Annotated in this window: 16 protein-coding genes, 1 tRNA gene and 1 pseudogene; 10 read left to right on the top strand and 8 right to left on the bottom strand. The window is 61.5% G+C overall.

The window, feature by feature from the left end; translation table 11 throughout:
* The first annotated feature begins 2 nt into the window (after window positions 1-2).
* Both RGCCGE502_RS08295 and RGCCGE502_RS08290 read left to right on the top strand, forming a co-directional pair.
* On the top strand, window positions 3-563 hold the full coding sequence (locus RGCCGE502_RS08295; RefSeq protein ID WP_016553706.1) for a GNAT family N-acetyltransferase: 561 nt from the start codon (window positions 3-5) through the stop codon (window positions 561-563).
* A gap of 101 nt (window positions 564-664) precedes the next feature.
* Window positions 665-1,132, top strand: a complete 468-nt coding sequence (locus tag RGCCGE502_RS08290; protein ID WP_016553705.1) for a DUF1203 domain-containing protein — start codon at window positions 665-667, stop codon at window positions 1,130-1,132.
* 61 nt (window positions 1,133-1,193) lie between these two features.
* Here the strand turns inward: RGCCGE502_RS08290 and ald are convergent, their stop codons facing one another.
* The gene (gene ald / locus RGCCGE502_RS08285) at window positions 1,194-2,312 is read right to left on the bottom strand and encodes an alanine dehydrogenase (protein ID WP_016553704.1); all 1,119 of its coding nucleotides are present in this window, start codon (window positions 2,310-2,312) and stop codon (window positions 1,194-1,196) included.
* 155 nt (window positions 2,313-2,467) lie between these two features.
* Between ald and RGCCGE502_RS08280 the strand changes: the two genes are divergently transcribed.
* From RGCCGE502_RS08280 to RGCCGE502_RS08265, 4 genes are all read left to right on the top strand, one after another.
* A complete protein-coding gene (locus tag RGCCGE502_RS08280) occupies window positions 2,468-2,929 on the top strand; it encodes an Lrp/AsnC family transcriptional regulator (protein ID WP_016553703.1) in 462 nt (153 codons plus the stop codon).
* Between the two features lie 88 nt (window positions 2,930-3,017).
* A complete protein-coding gene (locus tag RGCCGE502_RS08275; protein WP_016553702.1) occupies window positions 3,018-3,914 on the top strand; it encodes a DMT family transporter in 897 nt (298 codons plus the stop codon).
* 70 nt (window positions 3,915-3,984) lie between these two features.
* Window positions 3,985-4,320 carry a PilZ domain-containing protein gene (locus tag RGCCGE502_RS08270; protein ID WP_016553701.1) on the top strand — a complete coding sequence of 112 codons (336 nt, stop codon included), beginning with the start codon at window positions 3,985-3,987 and terminating at the stop codon, window positions 4,318-4,320.
* 90 nt (window positions 4,321-4,410) lie between these two features.
* A complete protein-coding gene (locus RGCCGE502_RS08265; RefSeq protein WP_016553700.1) occupies window positions 4,411-6,399 on the top strand; it encodes a bifunctional 2',3'-cyclic-nucleotide 2'-phosphodiesterase/3'-nucleotidase in 1,989 nt (662 codons plus the stop codon).
* Window positions 6,400-6,434: 35 nt separating this feature from the next.
* Here RGCCGE502_RS08265 and RGCCGE502_RS08260 read toward each other — a convergent pair whose 3' ends face one another.
* A complete protein-coding gene (locus RGCCGE502_RS08260; protein ID WP_016553699.1) occupies window positions 6,435-7,403 on the bottom strand; it encodes a LysR family transcriptional regulator in 969 nt (322 codons plus the stop codon).
* Between the two features lie 141 nt (window positions 7,404-7,544).
* On the opposite strand from RGCCGE502_RS08260, the gene RGCCGE502_RS08255 reads away from it, so the two are divergent.
* Window positions 7,545-8,159, top strand: coding sequence for an FMN-dependent NADH-azoreductase (locus tag RGCCGE502_RS08255; RefSeq protein WP_016553698.1), 615 nt, complete (start codon window positions 7,545-7,547; stop codon window positions 8,157-8,159).
* A 47-nt stretch (window positions 8,160-8,206) separates the two neighbouring features.
* Here the strand turns inward: RGCCGE502_RS08255 and RGCCGE502_RS08250 are convergent, their stop codons facing one another.
* Entirely contained in the window at window positions 8,207-8,785 is a 579-nt protein-coding gene (locus RGCCGE502_RS08250; RefSeq protein ID WP_016553697.1) for a TetR/AcrR family transcriptional regulator, read from the bottom strand.
* Between the two features lie 105 nt (window positions 8,786-8,890).
* On the opposite strand from RGCCGE502_RS08250, the gene RGCCGE502_RS08245 reads away from it, so the two are divergent.
* Window positions 8,891-9,667 (top strand): SDR family NAD(P)-dependent oxidoreductase, encoded by a 777-nt coding sequence (locus RGCCGE502_RS08245; RefSeq protein WP_016553696.1) that lies wholly within the window; start codon window positions 8,891-8,893, stop codon window positions 9,665-9,667.
* A gap of 94 nt (window positions 9,668-9,761) precedes the next feature.
* Here RGCCGE502_RS08245 and RGCCGE502_RS08240 read toward each other — a convergent pair whose 3' ends face one another.
* Window positions 9,762-10,088 carry an HlyU family transcriptional regulator gene (locus tag RGCCGE502_RS08240; RefSeq protein ID WP_016553695.1) on the bottom strand — a complete coding sequence of 109 codons (327 nt, stop codon included), beginning with the start codon at window positions 10,086-10,088 and terminating at the stop codon, window positions 9,762-9,764.
* Window positions 10,089-10,123: 35 nt separating this feature from the next.
* Window positions 10,124-11,374: a threonine ammonia-lyase gene (gene ilvA, locus RGCCGE502_RS08235; RefSeq protein WP_040674307.1), complete on the bottom strand. Its 1,251-nt coding sequence runs from the start codon at window positions 11,372-11,374 to the stop codon at window positions 10,124-10,126.
* 175 nt (window positions 11,375-11,549) lie between these two features.
* On the opposite strand from ilvA, the gene RGCCGE502_RS08230 reads away from it, so the two are divergent.
* Both RGCCGE502_RS08230 and RGCCGE502_RS08225 read left to right on the top strand, forming a co-directional pair.
* Window positions 11,550-11,918: a VanZ family protein gene (locus tag RGCCGE502_RS08230; RefSeq protein WP_016553693.1), complete on the top strand. Its 369-nt coding sequence runs from the start codon at window positions 11,550-11,552 to the stop codon at window positions 11,916-11,918.
* A 53-nt stretch (window positions 11,919-11,971) separates the two neighbouring features.
* Window positions 11,972-12,056: transfer RNA gene (locus tag RGCCGE502_RS08225), tRNA-Leu, on the top strand.
* A gap of 169 nt (window positions 12,057-12,225) precedes the next feature.
* Here the strand turns inward: RGCCGE502_RS08225 and RGCCGE502_RS08220 are convergent.
* The 3 genes and pseudogenes from RGCCGE502_RS08220 to RGCCGE502_RS08210 all read right to left on the bottom strand — a co-directional run.
* On the bottom strand, window positions 12,226-13,587 hold the full coding sequence (locus tag RGCCGE502_RS08220; RefSeq protein ID WP_016553692.1) for an HlyD family type I secretion periplasmic adaptor subunit: 1,362 nt from the start codon (window positions 13,585-13,587) through the stop codon (window positions 12,226-12,228).
* A gap of 163 nt (window positions 13,588-13,750) precedes the next feature.
* Complete coding sequence (locus tag RGCCGE502_RS08215; protein ID WP_016553691.1) at window positions 13,751-16,852, bottom strand: cadherin-like domain-containing protein; 3,102 nt, start codon at window positions 16,850-16,852, stop codon at window positions 13,751-13,753.
* A 74-nt stretch (window positions 16,853-16,926) separates the two neighbouring features.
* Window positions 16,927-17,265: pseudogene (locus RGCCGE502_RS08210) on the bottom strand (type I secretion system permease/ATPase); the annotation flags it as partial.

Below are 17,265 nucleotides of genomic sequence, written 5' to 3'. Positions count from 1 at the left end.
CGATGGTCAAGGCCCCCTCTTCGCTAAAAACCCATATCACGCGCCTGGAAATGACGGCACCGCCGAAGGCAAGCTTGCCGATGCCGATCAACATTCAGACAGCGATCATGCGAACCCCTGATATTCCGCTACCCTTCTACCGCTATCTGTATCGCCAGGTCGGCGCCCGATGGCAGTGGGTGGATCGATTGCGGATGACGGACGAGAATCTGGCCAAGACGCTGCACGACAAACGCAACAACATCAGCGTGCTCTACGTCAACGGGGCGCCCGCGGGTTTCTATGAATATTTCGTCGAGGATGAGGACACCATCGAGCTCAGCCATTTCGGACTGATCGAGCACGCCCTCGGCCTCGGAATCGGAAAGTGGTTCTTGCTGCAGGCCCTATACGCGATCTGGACGGTCAACCCGAAGCGGGTGACGACGACCACCAACAATCTCGATCATCCGCGGGCCCTCCAGCTCTACCAGATGTTCGGTTTTTCTCCGGTCTCGACCGGTTTGGGCATCGTCCGACCGCTCAGCGACAAGGAATTGCTGGCGCTGGGTAAAGAAGGCTGATGACCAGGCCGACAGTGCCCGACTGACGGCGTTTCGCAGGAATCGGGTGGCTTGTATGACGGCAAAGGCGCATCTCATGGCGATCAGCAAGGAGATCTGCCATGACCGACATCCACTTTTCCGCCATGCCCACCGCCGACGCGCAAAACCTTTGGAACGGTGGTACTGATGCCTACGGCTTCTTACCCGAGACGATGGTCTCCGACGGTCCAGGCCATCCCTGCCGTCATTGCCTGAAGAATATAGACGCTGGCGAGGAGCTGTTGGTCTTTGCCTACAGGCCGTTTCCCGAGCTTCAACCCTATGCGGAAACCGGCCCTATTTTTCTCCATAAGGAGCGCTGCGAGCGCTATGCCGCCGAAGAGGTGCTACCGCCGGTACTTACCAGCCCGGATTTCATTGTGCGCGGCTACAATGCCGAAAATCGCATCGTCTACGGCACCGGGGCAGTGACTCTGACGCCAGATATCCGCTCTTATGCCGCAAAACTTCTTGAGCGGCCGGAGATCGCTTACGTACATGTGCGCTCGGCCCGTAACAACTGCTATCAATGCCGCGTCGACAGGTGACAAGAAAGGGCCGGTCGCAGGAAAATGCGATCGGCCCCTACCTCACCTAACGTGATGCAGCTTACGCCACGTTCAATACGCTTTCCGGTGCGTAGGCTTCATAGCCCAGTGCCTCGGCCACCGGCTTATTTGTGACGCGGCCTTTATGGATGTTGAGACCATTGCGCAGGTGGCGATCTTCCGCAATCGCGCGCAGTTCGCGGTCAGCCAGTGCCAGACCGTAAACGAGCGTCGCGTTGTTCAGGGCATGCGCCGAAGTGACCGGCACGGCGCCCGGCATGTTGGCAACACAATAGTGCACGACGTCGTCAACCACGTAGGTCGGCTCCGAATGGGTCGTTGCATGCGAGGTCTCGAAGCAGCCACCCTGGTCGATAGCGACGTCGACGATGACGGATCCTCTCTTCATGGCAGACAGCATTTCACGCGTTACAAGCTTCGGTGCCGCGGCTCCCGGGATGAGCACGGCCCCGATGACGAGGTCTGCAGAGAACACTTCTTCCTCCAGGGCCTGAATGCTGGAATAGCGGGTGTGAACACGACCGCCGAAGATATCGTCCAGCTGGCGCAGTCGCGGCAAGGACTTGTCGAGGATGCTGACATCCGCACCGAGCCCGGCGGCCATTCTGGCAGCATGCAGACCGACGACGCCGCCGCCGATGACCGTAACCTTTGCCGGCAAAACACCGGGAACACCACCAAGGAGGATCCCAAGGCCGCCATTAGCCTTCTGCAGTGCTGTCGCACCCGCCTGGATCGAAAGCCGTCCGGCGACTTCGGACATCGGAGCCAGGAGCGGCAGACCGCCACGATCGTCCGTCACGGTCTCGTAGGCAACGGCGGTAACGCCGGAGGCAAGGAGGCCCTTGGTTTGTTCCGGATCAGGCGCGAGGTGAAGATAGGTATAGAGAATCTGGCCATCGCGAAGCTGCGCCCACTCGGAGGGCTGCGGTTCCTTGACCTTTACGATCATGTCGCACTTCTCGAAGATGTCTTTGGCGGAGGCTGCAATCTTTGCGCCAGCGGCCATGTAGGCGGCATCATCGGCGCCAATGCCGGCGCCTGCCTTGGTTTCAACCCAGACCTCGTGGCCGTGGGCGACATATTCACGAACAGATGCAGGTGTCAGGCCGACACGATATTCATGGTTCTTGATTTCCTTCGGGCAACCGACACGCATAAGCGTTCCTCTCACGTTATGTCCGCTTGGCGGAGTGTTTTTGACGGGCAAATCCAACCACCGCAGACGTGAAATGTCCTTGCAAAGAAGGTTTGCGTTGATGCTGATTTTCGAAGAATATTGCGAATTCGCGCAAATAATCGAAAGTTCTTCGAATGTCCGAACTCGACGCCATTGATCTTGCGATTCTGAAGGCTCTTCAATCCAATGCCCGCATGACCAATGCCGACCTTGCTGCCAAGGTTGGATTATCGGCATCGGCCTGTTCCCGCCGGCTTGATATCCTGGAGAAGAGCAGTGTCATCAGCGGCTATCACGCGCACGTGTCGCCCAAGGCACTCGACTACAAGATGATAGCGATCGTGCATATTTCTCTGTCCGGCCAGTTTGCAAAGACGCTCTCCGAATTCGAGGCAGCGGTGAAGCGCTGTCCGAACGTCTTGGTCTGTTACCTGATGTCGGGCGAATACGACTACATTCTCCGTGTCGCCGCCCGTGACCTCGAGGACTACGAGCGTATTCATCGCGACTGGCTGTCGGCGCTTCCGCACGTCGTGAAGATCAACTCGAGCTTTGCCTTGCGGGAAGTTATCGATAGGCCAAATGTCGGGCTTTGACAGGAAGCCAAAATCGGCAGACAGTCCGCGGCATCGAAGCTGCTGCTTCGCTACGCCCTGCCTGATCCCCCCGCAGTAAGACGCAAGCATGAAATCCAAGACCCAAGGCTATATGTTCGTCCTGCTGGCGATCACCATTTTCTCGTTGCAGGACGGCATCTCGAAGCATCTCGCATCCGCCTACCCGCCTGTTTTCGTCACCATGATCCGCTATTGGGCATTTGCCGCCTTCACGATTGCGCTCGCCGCAAAGATGAGGGGTGGCCTGAAGGAGACGGCCAAGACGAAGAGACCACTCCTACAGGTGATCAGAGGCATTCTGCTGGCCGCTCAGGTCGTCGTCGTCATCAACTGCTTTGCCTTGATCGGCCTAGCGCATTCGCAGGCGATCTTCTCGGCCACTCCAATTCTGATCGCTCTGCTCTCGATGCCCATTCTTGGCGAGCGCGTCGGCTGGCGCCGCTGGACGGCAATCGCCGCAGGCTTGGCCGGCGTGCTGCTTATCCTGAAGCCGGAAGGCGAATTCTTCGATGTCAAGCTCCTGCTTGCCGTCTTCTCCTGCTTCCTGTTCGCCTTCTATGTCATAGCCACACGCCTCGTCAGTCGGGACGACTCGGCGATGACCAGCTTCTTCTATACGGGTGTCGTCGGCGGCGTCGCGATGACGCTGGTCGGCCCGTTCTATTGGACCTGGATGTCAAGCTGGGATTGGGGGTGGATGGCGCTTGTCTGCATGACAAGCATCTCGAGCCACTACTTCCTGATCCGCGCCTATGACATGCTCGATGCTGCCGCGGTGCAACCGCTGACATATCTGCAGCTTGTCTATGCGTCGATCATCGGCGTCGTGATCTACAACGAGAAGCTGAGCCTCACCATGATCATTGGCTCTTTCATAGTCGTTGCGGCGGGCATTTTCACCGTATGGCGGGAACATGTTGTTGCACGCCGGTCACGCTCGCAACCACAGACCTCGCAGCTTTAGATCGAGCTGTTAAAGTATTCTCAATGGTCGCTCCGTAGAATTCACCTGTATGTTTCTTGTGGAGCGTAGCATGCAGAACAATCTGAATATTATAACTCGCAAGGCCGAGCGGAAGTCTTGCCGCATATTCGGCAAGGTGCGCTATCTCACGAGGGAAGTGGATGCGCGCATCCTGGATATGTCGACCAGTGGCATGGCCGTCGAAATCCGCTCGCCCATTCATGCCGCTTCCGGCAGCCGCATACAGATCGTTGCCGATGATCTTGGAACGCTGCACGGCATTATCCGCTGGAGCCACAACGGCCGCCTTGGAATTCAGTTCGATCCGAACTCGAATGCCCGCGCGCAGGTGGCGTCCTATTTCCGCTTCTTCCACAAGGAAGTGAAACCTGTCCTGAGGCGATAATTGCCCTGTCATTTTCAGGGTTTACTCCTTCGCAAATCACCCTAGTCTCGCCTGCGGGCCGGGCGTCGCGTGATTTTCGAAGGAGTTTTCATGTCATCCATTCTGGATCTGCCGCCAATGACCCGCCGCTCGTTGCTTGGCGGTCTTGCTGCCACGTCAGCACTCATCTTGCTCCACCCCTTCAGCGTCCGTGCAGCCGCCAATCAGGCGCATCTTCGCCTGATGGAAACAACCGACATTCACGTCAATGTCTTTCCCTACGACTATTATGCCGACAAGCCGAACGACACGATGGGCTTGGCGCGCACTGCGACGATCATCGACAGCATCCGGGCGGAAGCTGCCAACTCATTGCTGATCGACAATGGTGACGTCCTGCAGGGCAACCCGATGGGCGACTACATGGCTTATCAACGCGGCATGAAGGACGGCGACGTCCATCCCGTCATCAAGGCAATGAACACCCTCGGCTATACCGTCGGCACGCTCGGCAACCATGAATTCAACTACGGCCTAGATTTCATGTTCAAGGTGCTGAACGGGGCCAATTTTCCGTTCGTTTGCGCAAACCTGACCAAAGGCCAGCTTGCCTCCGATCCGACCAAGGACGAGCTGTTTTTCAAGCCCTATCTCGTCATCGAGAAGGCGATCAAGGACGGCGCGGGCAACGAGAATCCCATCAAGATCGGCTTCATCGGCTTCGTGCCGCCGCAGATCATGCTGTGGGATATCAAGAACCTCGAAGGCAGGGCGCAGACGCGCGACATCGTCGAGGCAGCCAAAGCCTGGGTACCGGTCATGAAGCAGGAAGGCGCCGACATCGTGATCGCGCTTTCGCATTCCGGGATCGACGGTGCAGCGCCGTCGGAGAAGATGGAAAATGCATCGCTGCACCTCGCTGCGGTCGATGGGATCGACGCAATCTTCACGGGGCATCAGCACCTGGTTTTCCCCGGCCCGAAAACCTGGAACGGCATTCAGGACGCGGATCCTGTGAAGGGCACGTTGCACGACAAGCCCGCCGTCATGGCCGGTTTCTGGGGGTCGCATCTTGGCCTTATCGATCTCTTGCTGGAAAAGGATGGCAAGGGCTGGCGGATCGTCGACTTCACCTCGGAAGCACGGCCGATCTACCATCGCGACGACAAAAAGAAAGTCCTCGCCGACGTGGCCGACAAGACGGACGTCATCGAGGCCGCGAAGGCTGAGCACGAAGCCACCCTCGCCTATGTCCGCACACCGGTAGGCAAAACTTCGGCGCCGCTCTATTCCTATTTCGCCCTTGTCGCCGACGACCCTTCCGTCCAGATCGTGAGCCAGGCACAGACCTGGTACATCAAGCAGATGCTTGCTGACACGGAGTACAAGTACCTGCCGGTATTGTCAGCGGCGGCGCCATTCAAGGCCGGCGGTCGCGGCGGCGCGGACTACTATACCGACGTACCTGCCGGCGATATCGCGATCAAGAACGTCGCTGACCTCTATCTTTACCCCAACACGGTTCAGGCGGTCGTCATTACCGGCGAGCAGGTGAAGAACTGGCTCGAAATGTCGGCCGCCATGTTCAACGAGGTAAAGCCGGGATCCCAGGACGCCGAGCTGCTGAATAACGCCTTCCCATCCTACAATTTCGATGTGATCGATGGCGTCACCTACCAGATCGACCTGTCGCAGCCGCGCAGGTTCGATGATGATGGCAAGCTGATCAACGCCGATACGAACCGAATCCAGAATCTCCAGTTCGGTGGCAAGCCCATTGATCTCACCCAGAAATTCGTCGTCGTCACTAACAACTACCGCGCCGGCGGTGGCGGCAAGTTTCCGGAAATCGCCGCCGACAAAGTCGTCTTCCAAGCGCCGGACACAAACCGCGACGTCATCGTCCGTTTCGTGCACGAAAAGGGTACGATCAATCCGTCAGCCGACGGCAACTGGACCTTCAAACCGCTCCCGGGGACGACGGCAGTCTTCCAGAGTGGTCCAAAGGCCAAGCAATACCTCGCGGACGTCAAGAGTGTGAAGATCGAGGATGCCGGCGAAGGCACCGACGGCTTCGCCAAGTTCCGGCTGATCCTCTAGAGACTGTGATCGGTGGCGAGGCGCTCACGCCTCGCCTACTCCGCGGCAACAGAGAGGTCGCGCGCCGTATATTCCGCGATCTCGGCGGTGAAGTCGGCTTGGCTGGGGCATTGCGAGAGCCTGGACCGAAACGCGTCAATCATCCAGGTCGCCGCCGGTCCGGGTGGCGTCGAGATTCGCCGCATCGCGTAGATTGGATACTCACCCTGCTCATAAGCTTGCAGATCAAGGTGAACCAACGCTCCGCTTCTCAGTTCATCGCGAATGAGCGAAGCCGGCAAACCACCCCAGCCGAGACCGCCCCGGATGAGCGAGTGCTTCGTCGCGATATCGCTGACGCGCCACGTCTTGTACGAGAGCACATTGAAATCGCGGCCCTTCGTGAGTCCCGACGCGTCTGTCACGACAAGCTGGGTCTCTTCGCGAACATCGGCGAGCGTCAGCGGCCGACCGATCCGCGCCAGGGGATGAGTGCTCGATGCCACAGGCATCATGAAGGAATGACCGATGCGCTCGGTCACAAGCAAGTCATGCTGCTGGAGGATCGCCCCGCCTATCCCGACCGTCGCCTTGCCGTTCGAGACCAGATCCATCACGACGCCCAGTTCACCGACCGCCAGATTGAGCGCCACGGACGGAAACTCGTTGCGGAACTCGCGCAGGACTTCGACCACAGCCTGCGACGGCACCATGACGCTGATGGCCACTGAAACCTCGGCCTCCAGCCCTTCCTTCAGCCCTTTCACACGGGCGCGCATCACTTCCAGGTCGGCAACGAGGCGCCGCGCATCTTCGAGAAGCGCCTTGCCCGCCTCCGTCAGTTTCGGTTGCCTCGCACCGGAGCGCTCAAAAAGCGGCACCTCCAGTTGCGCCTCGAGGTTGGCAATGGTGTAGCTGATGACCGACTGCGCGCGGTTAAGCGTGCGCGAAGCGGCCGAAAAGCTGCCCGTTTCCGCAACGGTGAGGAACACTTGCAACTGGTCCAGCGTGGGGTTTGGAAGCATCTTCCATCCAATCTATCGATGATTTCGATCGACATTATCACAGTTTTTTCGATAGTCGGCCACTCCTATTTTCTGTCTCGAAGCAGCGGCTCGACGCTCCCTAGACGAGCCGCAGACCCCAATTCGAGAGGAAATTCAATCATGTCGTCTATTCTGCTCCTGACTTCCAGCCCGCGCGTTGACTCGCTTTCCACCACCATCGCAGTTGACCTTGTCGAAAAAATCAAGGCTCAGCAGCCGGGCAGCGTCGTCGTCCGTCGCGACCTTGCTTCCAAGCCGCTTCCGCACATCGATGATCTCTTCACCGCAGCCATCCGCAAGCCGGCCGATGACCGTACCGCCGCCGAAGCTGCCGCTGTGAAGACGTCGGACGAACTGGTCGCCGAACTGCTTGCGGCCGACACGATCGTCATCGGCACCGGTCTCATCAACTTCAACATTTACTCGTCCCTGAAAACCTGGATCGACAACGTCGCCCGCGCCGGCCTGACCTTCAAATACACCGAAAGCGGCCCGGTTGGCCTTGCCACCGGCAAGAAGGTCTACGTCGTCCTTGCCTCCGGCGGTGTCTACTCGCAGGGTCCGGCGGCCGGCATGAACCATGCTGTTCCGTACCTGAAGTCGGTTCTCGGCTTCCTCGGCATCGCCGACATCGAGACGATCTATGTCGAAGGCCTCGCATTTGGTCCGGAAGCTGCCGAGAAGGCAATTGGCGCCGCCAAGGCCCGCGCCGAGGAAATAGCCCTCGCCGCCTAATCAGGGTCGAGACTGCGATCGAAACGGCCGGTTCTAGCCGGCCGTTTTCATTTTGTGCTGAACTCATCCACGAAAGCCTTGACGGTATCGAGTATCTCGCTGGCCAAGGTCTCGTCGTTCGAGATTCGTGCAAGGCCGAGTGCGCCGGTCATGAGGCAGGACGCGATGATCGCCTTGCGTCGACCCTCCGCTTCGTCCGTCGTGTTCGTGCGCGCCTGCATGTTGCGCAAGTTCGTCTGCATCTGATCAGTCGCCAGTGACCGACACCTCTCGCCGCCGCGCGCTATGTCAGCGGTGAGAGCGGCGAACGGGCATCCTCCAGCCGTATCGTCCCGATGCTCGCGGCTCAGATAGCTCGCCGCATATTCCTCCAGGGTAATATCTGTCGGAGCCCGGCCCTCCGACCGCACCTTCTCGGTCCATGAGCCAAATGCGGATTGCATAGCCTCCGCGACTAGTTCGTCACGCGAGGCAAAGTGCTTGTAGAAGCCGCCGACTGTCAGCCCCGCTTCTTTCATAAGGTCCGCGACCCCGACGCCTTCCAGACCCTTCTCGCGCAAACGCTTCGAGGCAATCTCGACGATCCTCTCATGCGTCTTGCGTTTGTCCTGTTGTGAGTGACCCATGAAAATTCTCTTCCGACAGCTGTTGACTTGCGAAGATTACGATCATAATCCTTGTGGATATTTATCGTAATCCAGATCGCGGATTTTTCCAAGAGGAGTCATGCAATGCGCCTGCAGAATAAGGTCGCCCTCATCACGGGCGGAAACAGCGGCATCGGTCTTGCGACCGCCAAGGTCTTCCTCGAAGAAGGGGCCAAGGTGGTGATTACGGGCCGCAATGCCGAAACTCTTGCCGCTGCCGAAAAAGCGCTCGGCGGCAACGCGCTCACGTTAAAAGTCGACGTCACAGACGTCGCGGCAACGGAACGCGCATTTGCAGAAGCCGCTGAAAAGACCGGCAAGTTTGATGTGCTGTTTGCAAATGCCGGTGTTGCCGGCACGACACCGCTTGGAGCCACGTCGCTCGAGCAATTCAATGCCATTATCAACACGAACCTGACCGCCGTGTTCTTCACGATCCAGTCGGCGCTGCCACATCTCAACGACGGCGGTTCTGTCATTCTCAATGGATCGGTGCACGCAGTGCTGGGTGCACCCGGCTGGTCGGCCTATGCCGCCACCAAGGGTGCGGTGCGCGCCATGACCCGCAATATGGCGTCAGAACTCGCGCCACGCGGCATCCGCGTCAATCAGGTGACGCCAGGCGGCACAAAGACGCCGATTTGGCAACCGCTGGCATCCACGGCCGACGCGATGTCCGGGCTCGAAGCTCGACTGGGTGGCATGAGCCTTCTCGGGCGGATGAGCGAAGCGGAAGAAATTGCCAAGGCTGCGCTCTATTTCGCTTCAAGCGATTCGTCGAATGTAACGGGAATCGAGATCGTCGTTGACGGCGGCGCGACCAGCGCACCCTCGGGCGCCAAGATGTTCCGCGCAGGGTGATACCGTCTGAGCTCACACCGTCGGTGACGGCTATCGCCCAGCCGGTGCCGACGGTGACCGTCGCATGAATACTCAGCTTCTGGGGTTGAGTGGATCAGACCTGGCGAACTTTTGCACCATCGTTGAAAAGCGATGGGCCATTCTGATCGATAATCTGCTGTGCCTTGCGCACCGTGCACTCGATCGCATCGTCAGACGAACCAAACATGTCGGCGCGGATAAAGTTGCGCACGAGGACTTCCCCGCCGACGGTCTTCTCGATCCGGCCCGCAAGGCGATACTGGCCGCCTTCCTTCTGGGGTTCGGCGTATATCGTGCAGTCCCCATAGAGCTGCGGCTCGGACGAAGCGCTTGCCGGGGCCTCAGCGGATTTACCGCCGCCTGAAAACATTGAGAAAATGCTGGAGAAGATCGAAGCCATGTTTCGCCTTACCACGCCGGCCCCTGCCGGAAAAGCTAAATGATGAGGTTTGCGAGGATCTCGTTTTCGGTGATGTCCTCGAAGCCGATTGCAGCCTTTTCGAAGTTTGCGATGAGCTGCGCGAAATTCTCGGGCGCCTTGGTTTCGATGCCGATCAGCACCGAACCGAAATTGCGAGCCGTCTTCTTCAGATATTCGAACCGGGCGATATCGTCGTCCGGGCCAAGCAAGTTCAGGAAGTCGCGCAATGCACCCGGACGCTGCGGCATCCGCAGGATGAAATACTTCTTCAAGCCGGCATAGCGCATGGCGCGCTCTTTCACGTCCGGAAGGCGCTCGAAATCGAAGTTCCCGCCGGATACAATGGCGATGACCGTTTTGCCTCTCAAGACTTCCGGGTCCATCGCCGCGATCGCGGTCAACGACAACGCGCCTGCCGGCTCGAGGACGACGCCCTCCACATTGAGCATCTCTCCAATGGTCACGCAGATGGCGTTTTCCGGCATCAGCATGACCTGCTCGGTCGGGAAAGCTTCCAGGGCCGCGAAGTTCAGGTCGCCGATCCGCGCCACGGCCGCGCCGTCGACGAAATTGTCAACCTTGGTGAGCGTTACCAAGCGCCCTGCCTCGATGCTTCGCTTCAGGCTCGGTGCTCCTGCCGGCTCCGTGAAGATGAAGCCGGACTTCGGCAAAATGCCATCCAGATAGCCGGTGATGCCTGCAGCGAGACCACCGCCGCCGACCGGCATGACAATGATGTCAGGCACCGCGCCCCCGGGAAGTTGCTGGAGGATTTCTGCGGCAACCGTCGCCTGGCCCTCGATGATGTCTGTGTGGTCGAAAGGCGGCACCATCACGCCGGCGATCGCCTCGACGTGATCGCGCGCTGCCTGGTAGCATTGATCGAAGAAATCGCCAGTCAGCTTGATGGTGATGAATTCCGCGCCGAACATTCGGGTCTTGTCGATCTTCTGCTGCGGTGTCGTCACCGGCATGAAAACAACGCCGGGCACACCAAAATGCCGGCAAACGAAGGCAAAGCCCTGCGCATGATTGCCGGCCGAGGCGCAGACGAAGGTCTTGTCGCCGGCACCTTCGGCGATCGCCTTGCGAAAGAAATTGAACGCGCCGCGAATCTTGTAGGAGCGCACCGGCGACAGATCTTCTCGCTTCAGCCAGATGTCGGCGCCATAACGCGCCGACAGATGTTCGTTCAGCTGCAGCGGCGTTGCTGGAAAGAGGCTGCGCATCGCCGTCTCGGCGCTCTCGACATCCTGTCTGGTCACGGTCATTCGTCTGTTCCTGTTGCCGTTGCCGCTATCGCATAAGCGGGCTGCGAGAAAAAGCCCATACCGGCCCATATTGTTTACTCAGTCGGTCATCTTTCGAGCGCTACTGCGGCCGATACAATAACGCAATTGTGCGCTACCAATTCCTCCGCGATGAGGCTACATCGCAGCAATGATCTCAAGTAAATTTGCACGACCGATCGCCTGGCTGCTTCTCGCCGCGATTATTTTCGTCACGCTGTCGCCGATCGGGCTGCGGCCACACACGGTAACCTCGGTCAATCTCGACCGTGCGTTGGCCTACGTGCTCGTCGGTTTCATGTTCGCGACGGCCTATCCGCGACACTGGATAGCGGTCGCCTTTCTCCTGGTCGCTGGCGCCTTGGCGATTGAATATCTGCAATATTTGTCTCCGACGCGCCACGCGCGTCTGCATGATGCCGCCATGAAGATTCTCGGCGCATCCCTGGGCGTGTCGATCGGTTGCCTATTGAACAAGATCCGCATCGCCAAGTCGGCAGCAAACCTTTCGCGACCGTGACAGGCCTTGGCGCTCTTGACTGAATCGCATCAGTCGTTGAAGGAGGAGCCTGCGCGAGCGTGGCGAAACTGGTAGACGCAAGGGACTTAAAATCCCTCGACTTCGGTCATACGGGTTCGATCCCCGTCGCTCGCACCATATTGAAATCATTTGATCGACTTTGTTACCCTTCACAGCGTCCCTTTTTTCTTAGGGGGCACTCAGGAGTACCAAATGCATAGCAAGCGTCATCGATCCGTTCGACTTGGGGCTTCCACGATCCAACCGTCATGATGGCATCTGCACGCTGCTGCTCTCCTGGGTCCCCCTATTCCTCTCTGAATGCCTTCATCATTTGGTCTGTGAATGGTTTGAGGAGGTATGAGAGGGCGGTTCGTTCGGCGGTCTGGACGAAGACTTCGACGGGCATTCCGGGGATGAGCTTGTTGTCCTTGAGGAGGTTCTGGTCGTTAAGCGACAGGGAGGCGAGGTAGTAGGGCTGGCCGGTGGCGCGGTCGAGGGTGGTTGCGGCGGCGACGACGTCGACCTTGCCGTGCAGTTCCGGGGTGGTGCGCTGGTTGAAGGCGGTGAAGCGCATGCGGGCGGGCTGGCCGGGTGAGACGCGGTCGATGTCGACGGGGGGAATGCGGACCTCGACGCTGAGGTGCTCGCTTTTCGGGACGACCGACATGACAGTGGCGCCAGGCGCGATGATGCCGCCGATGGTGTGGACCTGCAGGTCATAGACGAAGCCGTCGACGGGGGCGCGCACCTCCATGCGGGTGAGGCGGTCGCGGGCGGCGATCTCGCGCTCGTTGAGCTCGGCAATCTTGGCGAGCAGGTTGACGATCTCGGTCTGCGCCTCCTTGCGGGTGGTCTGGTCGATGGAGAGCAGCTTCATGTTGAGCTCGCTGATCTCGCCCTCGGCCTCGGCGACCTTGGCGATCAGCTCGCCGCGGCTGCCCTCGATGCGGGCGCGCTGGCGCAACAGGTCGCGCTTCTGCGAGATCGGCACCAGCTGGCTTGCGAGCAGCTTCTCGGTCTTGGCGAGCTCCTGCTCGACGATCTCGGCCTCGCTGTCGTTGGAGCGGCTCTGCGCCTTGAAGCCGCGCACCTGTTCGTCGAGCTGGACGATCTGCAGGCGCAGCTGCTCCTTCTGGTTGGCGACCATGCGGCGGTTGGCCTCAAACAGCCTGGTCTCGCCTGATATCACCGAGGCGGACAGGTCGAGCGCCGCAAAGCCGACGGTTTCCGCCTCGTCGCGCTCGGCCACCAGCCTGGCATGGGCGGCGGTCAGCTGCTGCAGCTGCGCCCTGACGATCGACAGCTCGACGCGGGTCTGGGTGTCGTCGAGGACGATGAGGACGTCGCCCTTTTTGACGACGGTGCCGTTGTCGACGCGGATGGCGGCGATGATGCCGCCGTCGCGATGCTGGATGGTCTTGACCTGCTCGGAGACGACCACCTGGCCATGGGTGATGACGGCGCCCGACAGCTTCGCCTGGGCGGCCCAGCCGCCGATGCCGAAGACCAGCACGCCGGCCAGTGCCGAGGAGGCGACGATGCGCGAGGTGATGCCGAACTGCCGGGCGTTCTGCCTGGCCTTGTCGGTGCCGGTCTTGTCGGCGGCCTTGGCCTTGTCGCTGCCGGTCTTGTCGCTGCCGGTCTTGTCGCTGGTGGTAGTGATCATCGCGGTGTTCCCCTGGAGCCTTGCTGGCCTTGTTGTCCTGTCGTCGTGGTCTGCTGTCGGTGTCTTTCTGGCATTGTCGGGGAGGCCATCGGCCTCCCCGGGGGAGAGGCCGATGGCCTCCCCAGGGGGAGAGGTCAGACGACCTCCCCGGGGGGGAGAGGCGTCACGCCTGTCCCATCGACTGGCTGTCGACCGTGACCTGGCCGGGCTCGATAGCGGCGAGGATGAAGTCCTCAGCGGTCAGCTCGTGATGGCCGCGCAGCAGGATCTGCAGGTCGTCGTCATGGTCGAGGTCGACGATGGTGCGCACGACGGTGCGGGTGTCGTCGCCGAGCGCCTCGTAAAAGACGGTGATCGAGCCGATCTGCGGCGTGTCGCCGTCGATCTGCAGGCCGGCGAAGGTCAGCGTGCCGTACTGGCCAAGGGCGGAGAGATCGATGCGGTCGCCGACGCCGAAGTCGAGGATCTCGTCATGGCCGGCGCCGTCGTTCGCAAGGCTTGCGACCGACTGGAAGACGAAGACATCGTTGCCGTCGCCGCCGATCAGCACGTTGACCCTGGCCGAGGCGATGATCGTGTCGTCGCCGGAGCCGCAGCTGGCATTCTCGACGTCGAGGAGTTCGTCGTCGCCGATCTCCGCACCCGAGGCCTCGCCGCGCTCGAGGTCGATGACGACGCCGAGCACGGTGGCCGAGGCATCGTAGCAGTCGCTGCCGCTGCCGCCATCCATCCGGTCGTCGCCGTCATCACCGCCGTTGCCGCTGCGGGCGAGCACGATGAAGACGTCGTCGCCGCTGCCGCCGTCGAGCCGGTCGTCACCGTCGCCGCCGACCAGGTGGTCGTCGCCACTGCGCCCGGCCACCTGATCGTCGCCACCCCCGCCATAAAGGATGTCGGTGCCGCTGCCGCCGGAGAACCGATCGTCGCCGGAGCCGCCATGAATGGTCTCGAAGCCAAGGATCGTGTCGCGGCCGATCTCCTCGCCCTCGGCATAGCCGGCCTCGATGTCGGCGATCACCATCTTGACCAGCGCCGACAGGTCGAGCGTGTCGCAGCCCGCACCGCCGTCATAGGCGTCGTTGCCGTCATGGCTGCCAGCATCCAGTCCACTGTCGCTGCTGTCGGCGGCGGGAGGGCCGAGCACGATGACGACATCGTCGCCAGCCCCGCCCGAGACCACATCGTCGCCGGCCCCGCCGATCAGCTGGTTGTCGTAGCCGTCGCCGCAGATCGTATCGTCATGGGCGCTGCCGATGACGTTCTCGATGCCATCAAGGCTGTCGCTGCCGATATCGGCGCCGGTGGCGGTGCCTGATGCAAGGTCGACATCGACGGCTGCCGTCGCGCCGCTGGCGTCGTAGGTGTCGCTGCCCTCGCCGCCGACATAGGTGTCGTTGCCGTCGCTGACAGGCGTGCCCGCGGCCTGCTGCGTCAGGTCCTCGCCAAGCAGGCCGACCTTGAAGGTATCGTCGCCGGCCTCGCCGAGCGCCACGTCCGTGCCGAGGCCACCCGTCAGTGCGTCGTCGCCCGCGCCGCCTTCGATCAGATCGTCGCCGGCCTTGCCGGCAAGCTCATCGTCGCCAGCCCCGCCCTGCAGATGGTTGCCGTAGCCGTCGCCGCTAATCGTGTCGTCATCGCCGCTGCCGATGACGTTCTCGATGCCATCAAGGCTGTCGCTGCCGATGTCGGTACCGGTGGCGGTGCCGGATGCAAGGTCGACATGGACGGCGGCCGTTGCGCCGCCGGCGTCATAGGTGTCGCTGCCCTCGCCGCCGACATAGGTGTCGTTGCCGTCGGAGGTGGAGGTTGACGTGCCCGTGGACGCCGCCGCTTCCTGGCGCAGGTCCTCGCTGAGCAGCCCGACCCGGAAGCTATCGTCGCCCGCGCCGCCGAGCGCCACGTCCTTGCCGAGGCCACCGGTCAGCACGTCATTGCCGGCGCCGCCTTCCAGCAGGTCGTCGCCGGCCTCGCCGAAGAGCTGATCGTCGCCGTCATCCCCCATCAGGTGGTCGTTGCCGGCGCCGCCGAACAGCCGGTCGTGGCCCCCCTCGCCCATCAGGCTGTCATTGCCGTCGTCGCCGAACAGGTCGTCATTGCCCTCGCCGCCGAACAGCACGTCGTTGCCAAGCCCGCCGAACAGACGGTCGTTGCCGGCCTCGCCATGGATCAGGTCATCGCCGTCGCCGCCGAAGACGGTGTCGTCACCGGCGCCGGCAAACACCACGTCACGGCCCTCGCGGGCATGGACGAAGTCGTCGCCATCCTTCAGCGAGATGATGTCGTTATCGGGCGTGCCGAGCAGCCGGTCATCGCCGTCGGTGCCGGCAATCTCGTGCGGCCCGCCCTTCAGGAGCGACAGGCTCGATTGCGTGACGATGCTGCCCTTGCCGTCGCTCACCTGGTAGGTGAAGGTCACCGGGCCGCTCACCCCGCGCGCCGGCGTATAGAGCCAGACGCCGTCGCCATAGGCGGTGATCGCCCCGCTCGAGGCCGTCAGGTTGCGCACGCTCAACTCATCGCCGTCCGGATCGTAGGTCTTGGCCAAGAGATCGTCGAGGAAGATCAGCATCGACAGGTTGACCAGGCCGTTGGCCAGAACGTTGCGGCCGAGCGACACCGGCAGCCGGTTGGCGCGGGTCTCGTCATCGTCGTCGCCATCGCCGCCATGCTGGTCAGGGCCGCCCGGCAGCGGCCCCTTGCCATCACCGGCGCCATCACCGTCGCGACCGCTGGTGTCGCCGGGACCGCGGCCACGACCTCCACCATGGCCGCCGCCACCGTGGCGGGCCCGACCAGGATTGGGGAAGTGGAAGCTCTCGCCGTTGATGCCGATGCGGCCATCATTGTCGTTGGCGTTGAAGGCCCGCATCACCGTGTCGGCAAGGTTCGGATTGCGCGGCAGCGGCAGGTCCTCGAAGCTCAGCCGCACCGAGGCGACATGGCGCTTGCCGATGACGCCCGAGGTGCTCGCCATCAGCTCATCGGTCATGTCGCGCAGGAAGGCGGCGACATCGTCGATCGCCGCCAGATTGGTGGCCTCCGGACCGGGCGGCTCCACCGGCTCCGGGCCGGCCGCCTTCTGCTCATGCGCCGGCTCGGGCTTGTCCTTGCCGCTGCCGAGCACCGCGCCGAGCACCCCGAACAGCAAAGGCAGCGAGTAGATCCGCCGGTCGGCGCCCTTGTCGGCGGCAAGCCGGAACCGGTTGGCAGGCGCAACGGCCGCCTGGCCGTCGTCGGGCAGTCCGAGGATCAGTTTCTCCTCCATGACGCTCTCCTATCCTTGCTCCATTCCTCTTTGGGTCCGGCCTTGTTCAGGCCAGGCCGCTTCGAGCCCAGCCGCTATTCGGCGGCGGCATTGGCGATCCGGTCGCGGTCGGCGGCCGGCGGCGTCTTGCCGACGACCAGCGGGCGCTTGGCGGTGGGCTGGATGATCTCGTCCTTCGGCCCGAAGGCGGCAAGCCGGCCGTTCTGCACCAGCCCGACCATGTCGACGGCGGAAAGCGCGCTCGGGCGATGGGCGACGATGACGACGATGCCGCCGCGCTCGCGCACCTTGGCGATCGCCCTGGTCAGCGCCTCCTCGCCCTCGGCGTCGAGGTTGGAGTTCGGCTCGTCGAGCACCACCAGGAAGGGATCGCCGTAAAGCGCCCGCGCCAGACCGATGCGCTGGCGCTGGCC

The organism is Rhizobium grahamii CCGE 502, from assembly GCF_000298315.2.
Classification (GTDB): Bacteria; Pseudomonadota; Alphaproteobacteria; order Rhizobiales; family Rhizobiaceae; genus Rhizobium; species Rhizobium grahamii.
The sequence above is the reverse complement of the archived record's forward strand: the minus strand, read 5'-3'. Positions and strand labels throughout refer to the sequence as shown.

What these genes read in the sequence shown, in the direction of transcription:
- RGCCGE502_RS08240 (WP_016553695.1), bottom strand. Translation starts at nt 10,088, where the DNA reads ATGGCTTCGATCTTCTCCAGCATTTTCTCAATGTTTTCAGGCGGCGGT.
- RGCCGE502_RS08290 (WP_016553705.1), top strand. Translation starts at nt 665, where the DNA reads ATGACCGACATCCACTTTTCCGCCATGCCCACCGCCGACGCGCAAAAC.
- RGCCGE502_RS08265 (WP_016553700.1), top strand. Translation starts at nt 4,411, where the DNA reads ATGTCATCCATTCTGGATCTGCCGCCAATGACCCGCCGCTCGTTGCTT.
- RGCCGE502_RS08295 (WP_016553706.1), top strand. Translation starts at nt 3, where the DNA reads ATGGTCAAGGCCCCCTCTTCGCTAAAAACCCATATCACGCGCCTGGAA.
- RGCCGE502_RS08230 (WP_016553693.1), top strand. Translation starts at nt 11,550, where the DNA reads ATGATCTCAAGTAAATTTGCACGACCGATCGCCTGGCTGCTTCTCGCC.
- ald (WP_016553704.1), bottom strand. Translation starts at nt 2,312, where the DNA reads ATGCGTGTCGGTTGCCCGAAGGAAATCAAGAACCATGAATATCGTGTC.
- RGCCGE502_RS08220 (WP_016553692.1), bottom strand. Translation starts at nt 13,587, where the DNA reads ATGATCACTACCACCAGCGACAAGACCGGCAGCGACAAGACCGGCAGC.
- RGCCGE502_RS08275 (WP_016553702.1), top strand. Translation starts at nt 3,018, where the DNA reads ATGAAATCCAAGACCCAAGGCTATATGTTCGTCCTGCTGGCGATCACC.
- RGCCGE502_RS08260 (WP_016553699.1), bottom strand. Translation starts at nt 7,403, where the DNA reads ATGCTTCCAAACCCCACGCTGGACCAGTTGCAAGTGTTCCTCACCGTT.
- RGCCGE502_RS08215 (WP_016553691.1), bottom strand. Translation starts at nt 16,852, where the DNA reads ATGGAGGAGAAACTGATCCTCGGACTGCCCGACGACGGCCAGGCGGCC.
- RGCCGE502_RS08280 (WP_016553703.1), top strand. Translation starts at nt 2,468, where the DNA reads ATGTCCGAACTCGACGCCATTGATCTTGCGATTCTGAAGGCTCTTCAA.
- RGCCGE502_RS08270 (WP_016553701.1), top strand. Translation starts at nt 3,985, where the DNA reads ATGCAGAACAATCTGAATATTATAACTCGCAAGGCCGAGCGGAAGTCT.
- RGCCGE502_RS08255 (WP_016553698.1), top strand. Translation starts at nt 7,545, where the DNA reads ATGTCGTCTATTCTGCTCCTGACTTCCAGCCCGCGCGTTGACTCGCTT.
- RGCCGE502_RS08250 (WP_016553697.1), bottom strand. Translation starts at nt 8,785, where the DNA reads ATGGGTCACTCACAACAGGACAAACGCAAGACGCATGAGAGGATCGTC.
- RGCCGE502_RS08245 (WP_016553696.1), top strand. Translation starts at nt 8,891, where the DNA reads ATGCGCCTGCAGAATAAGGTCGCCCTCATCACGGGCGGAAACAGCGGC.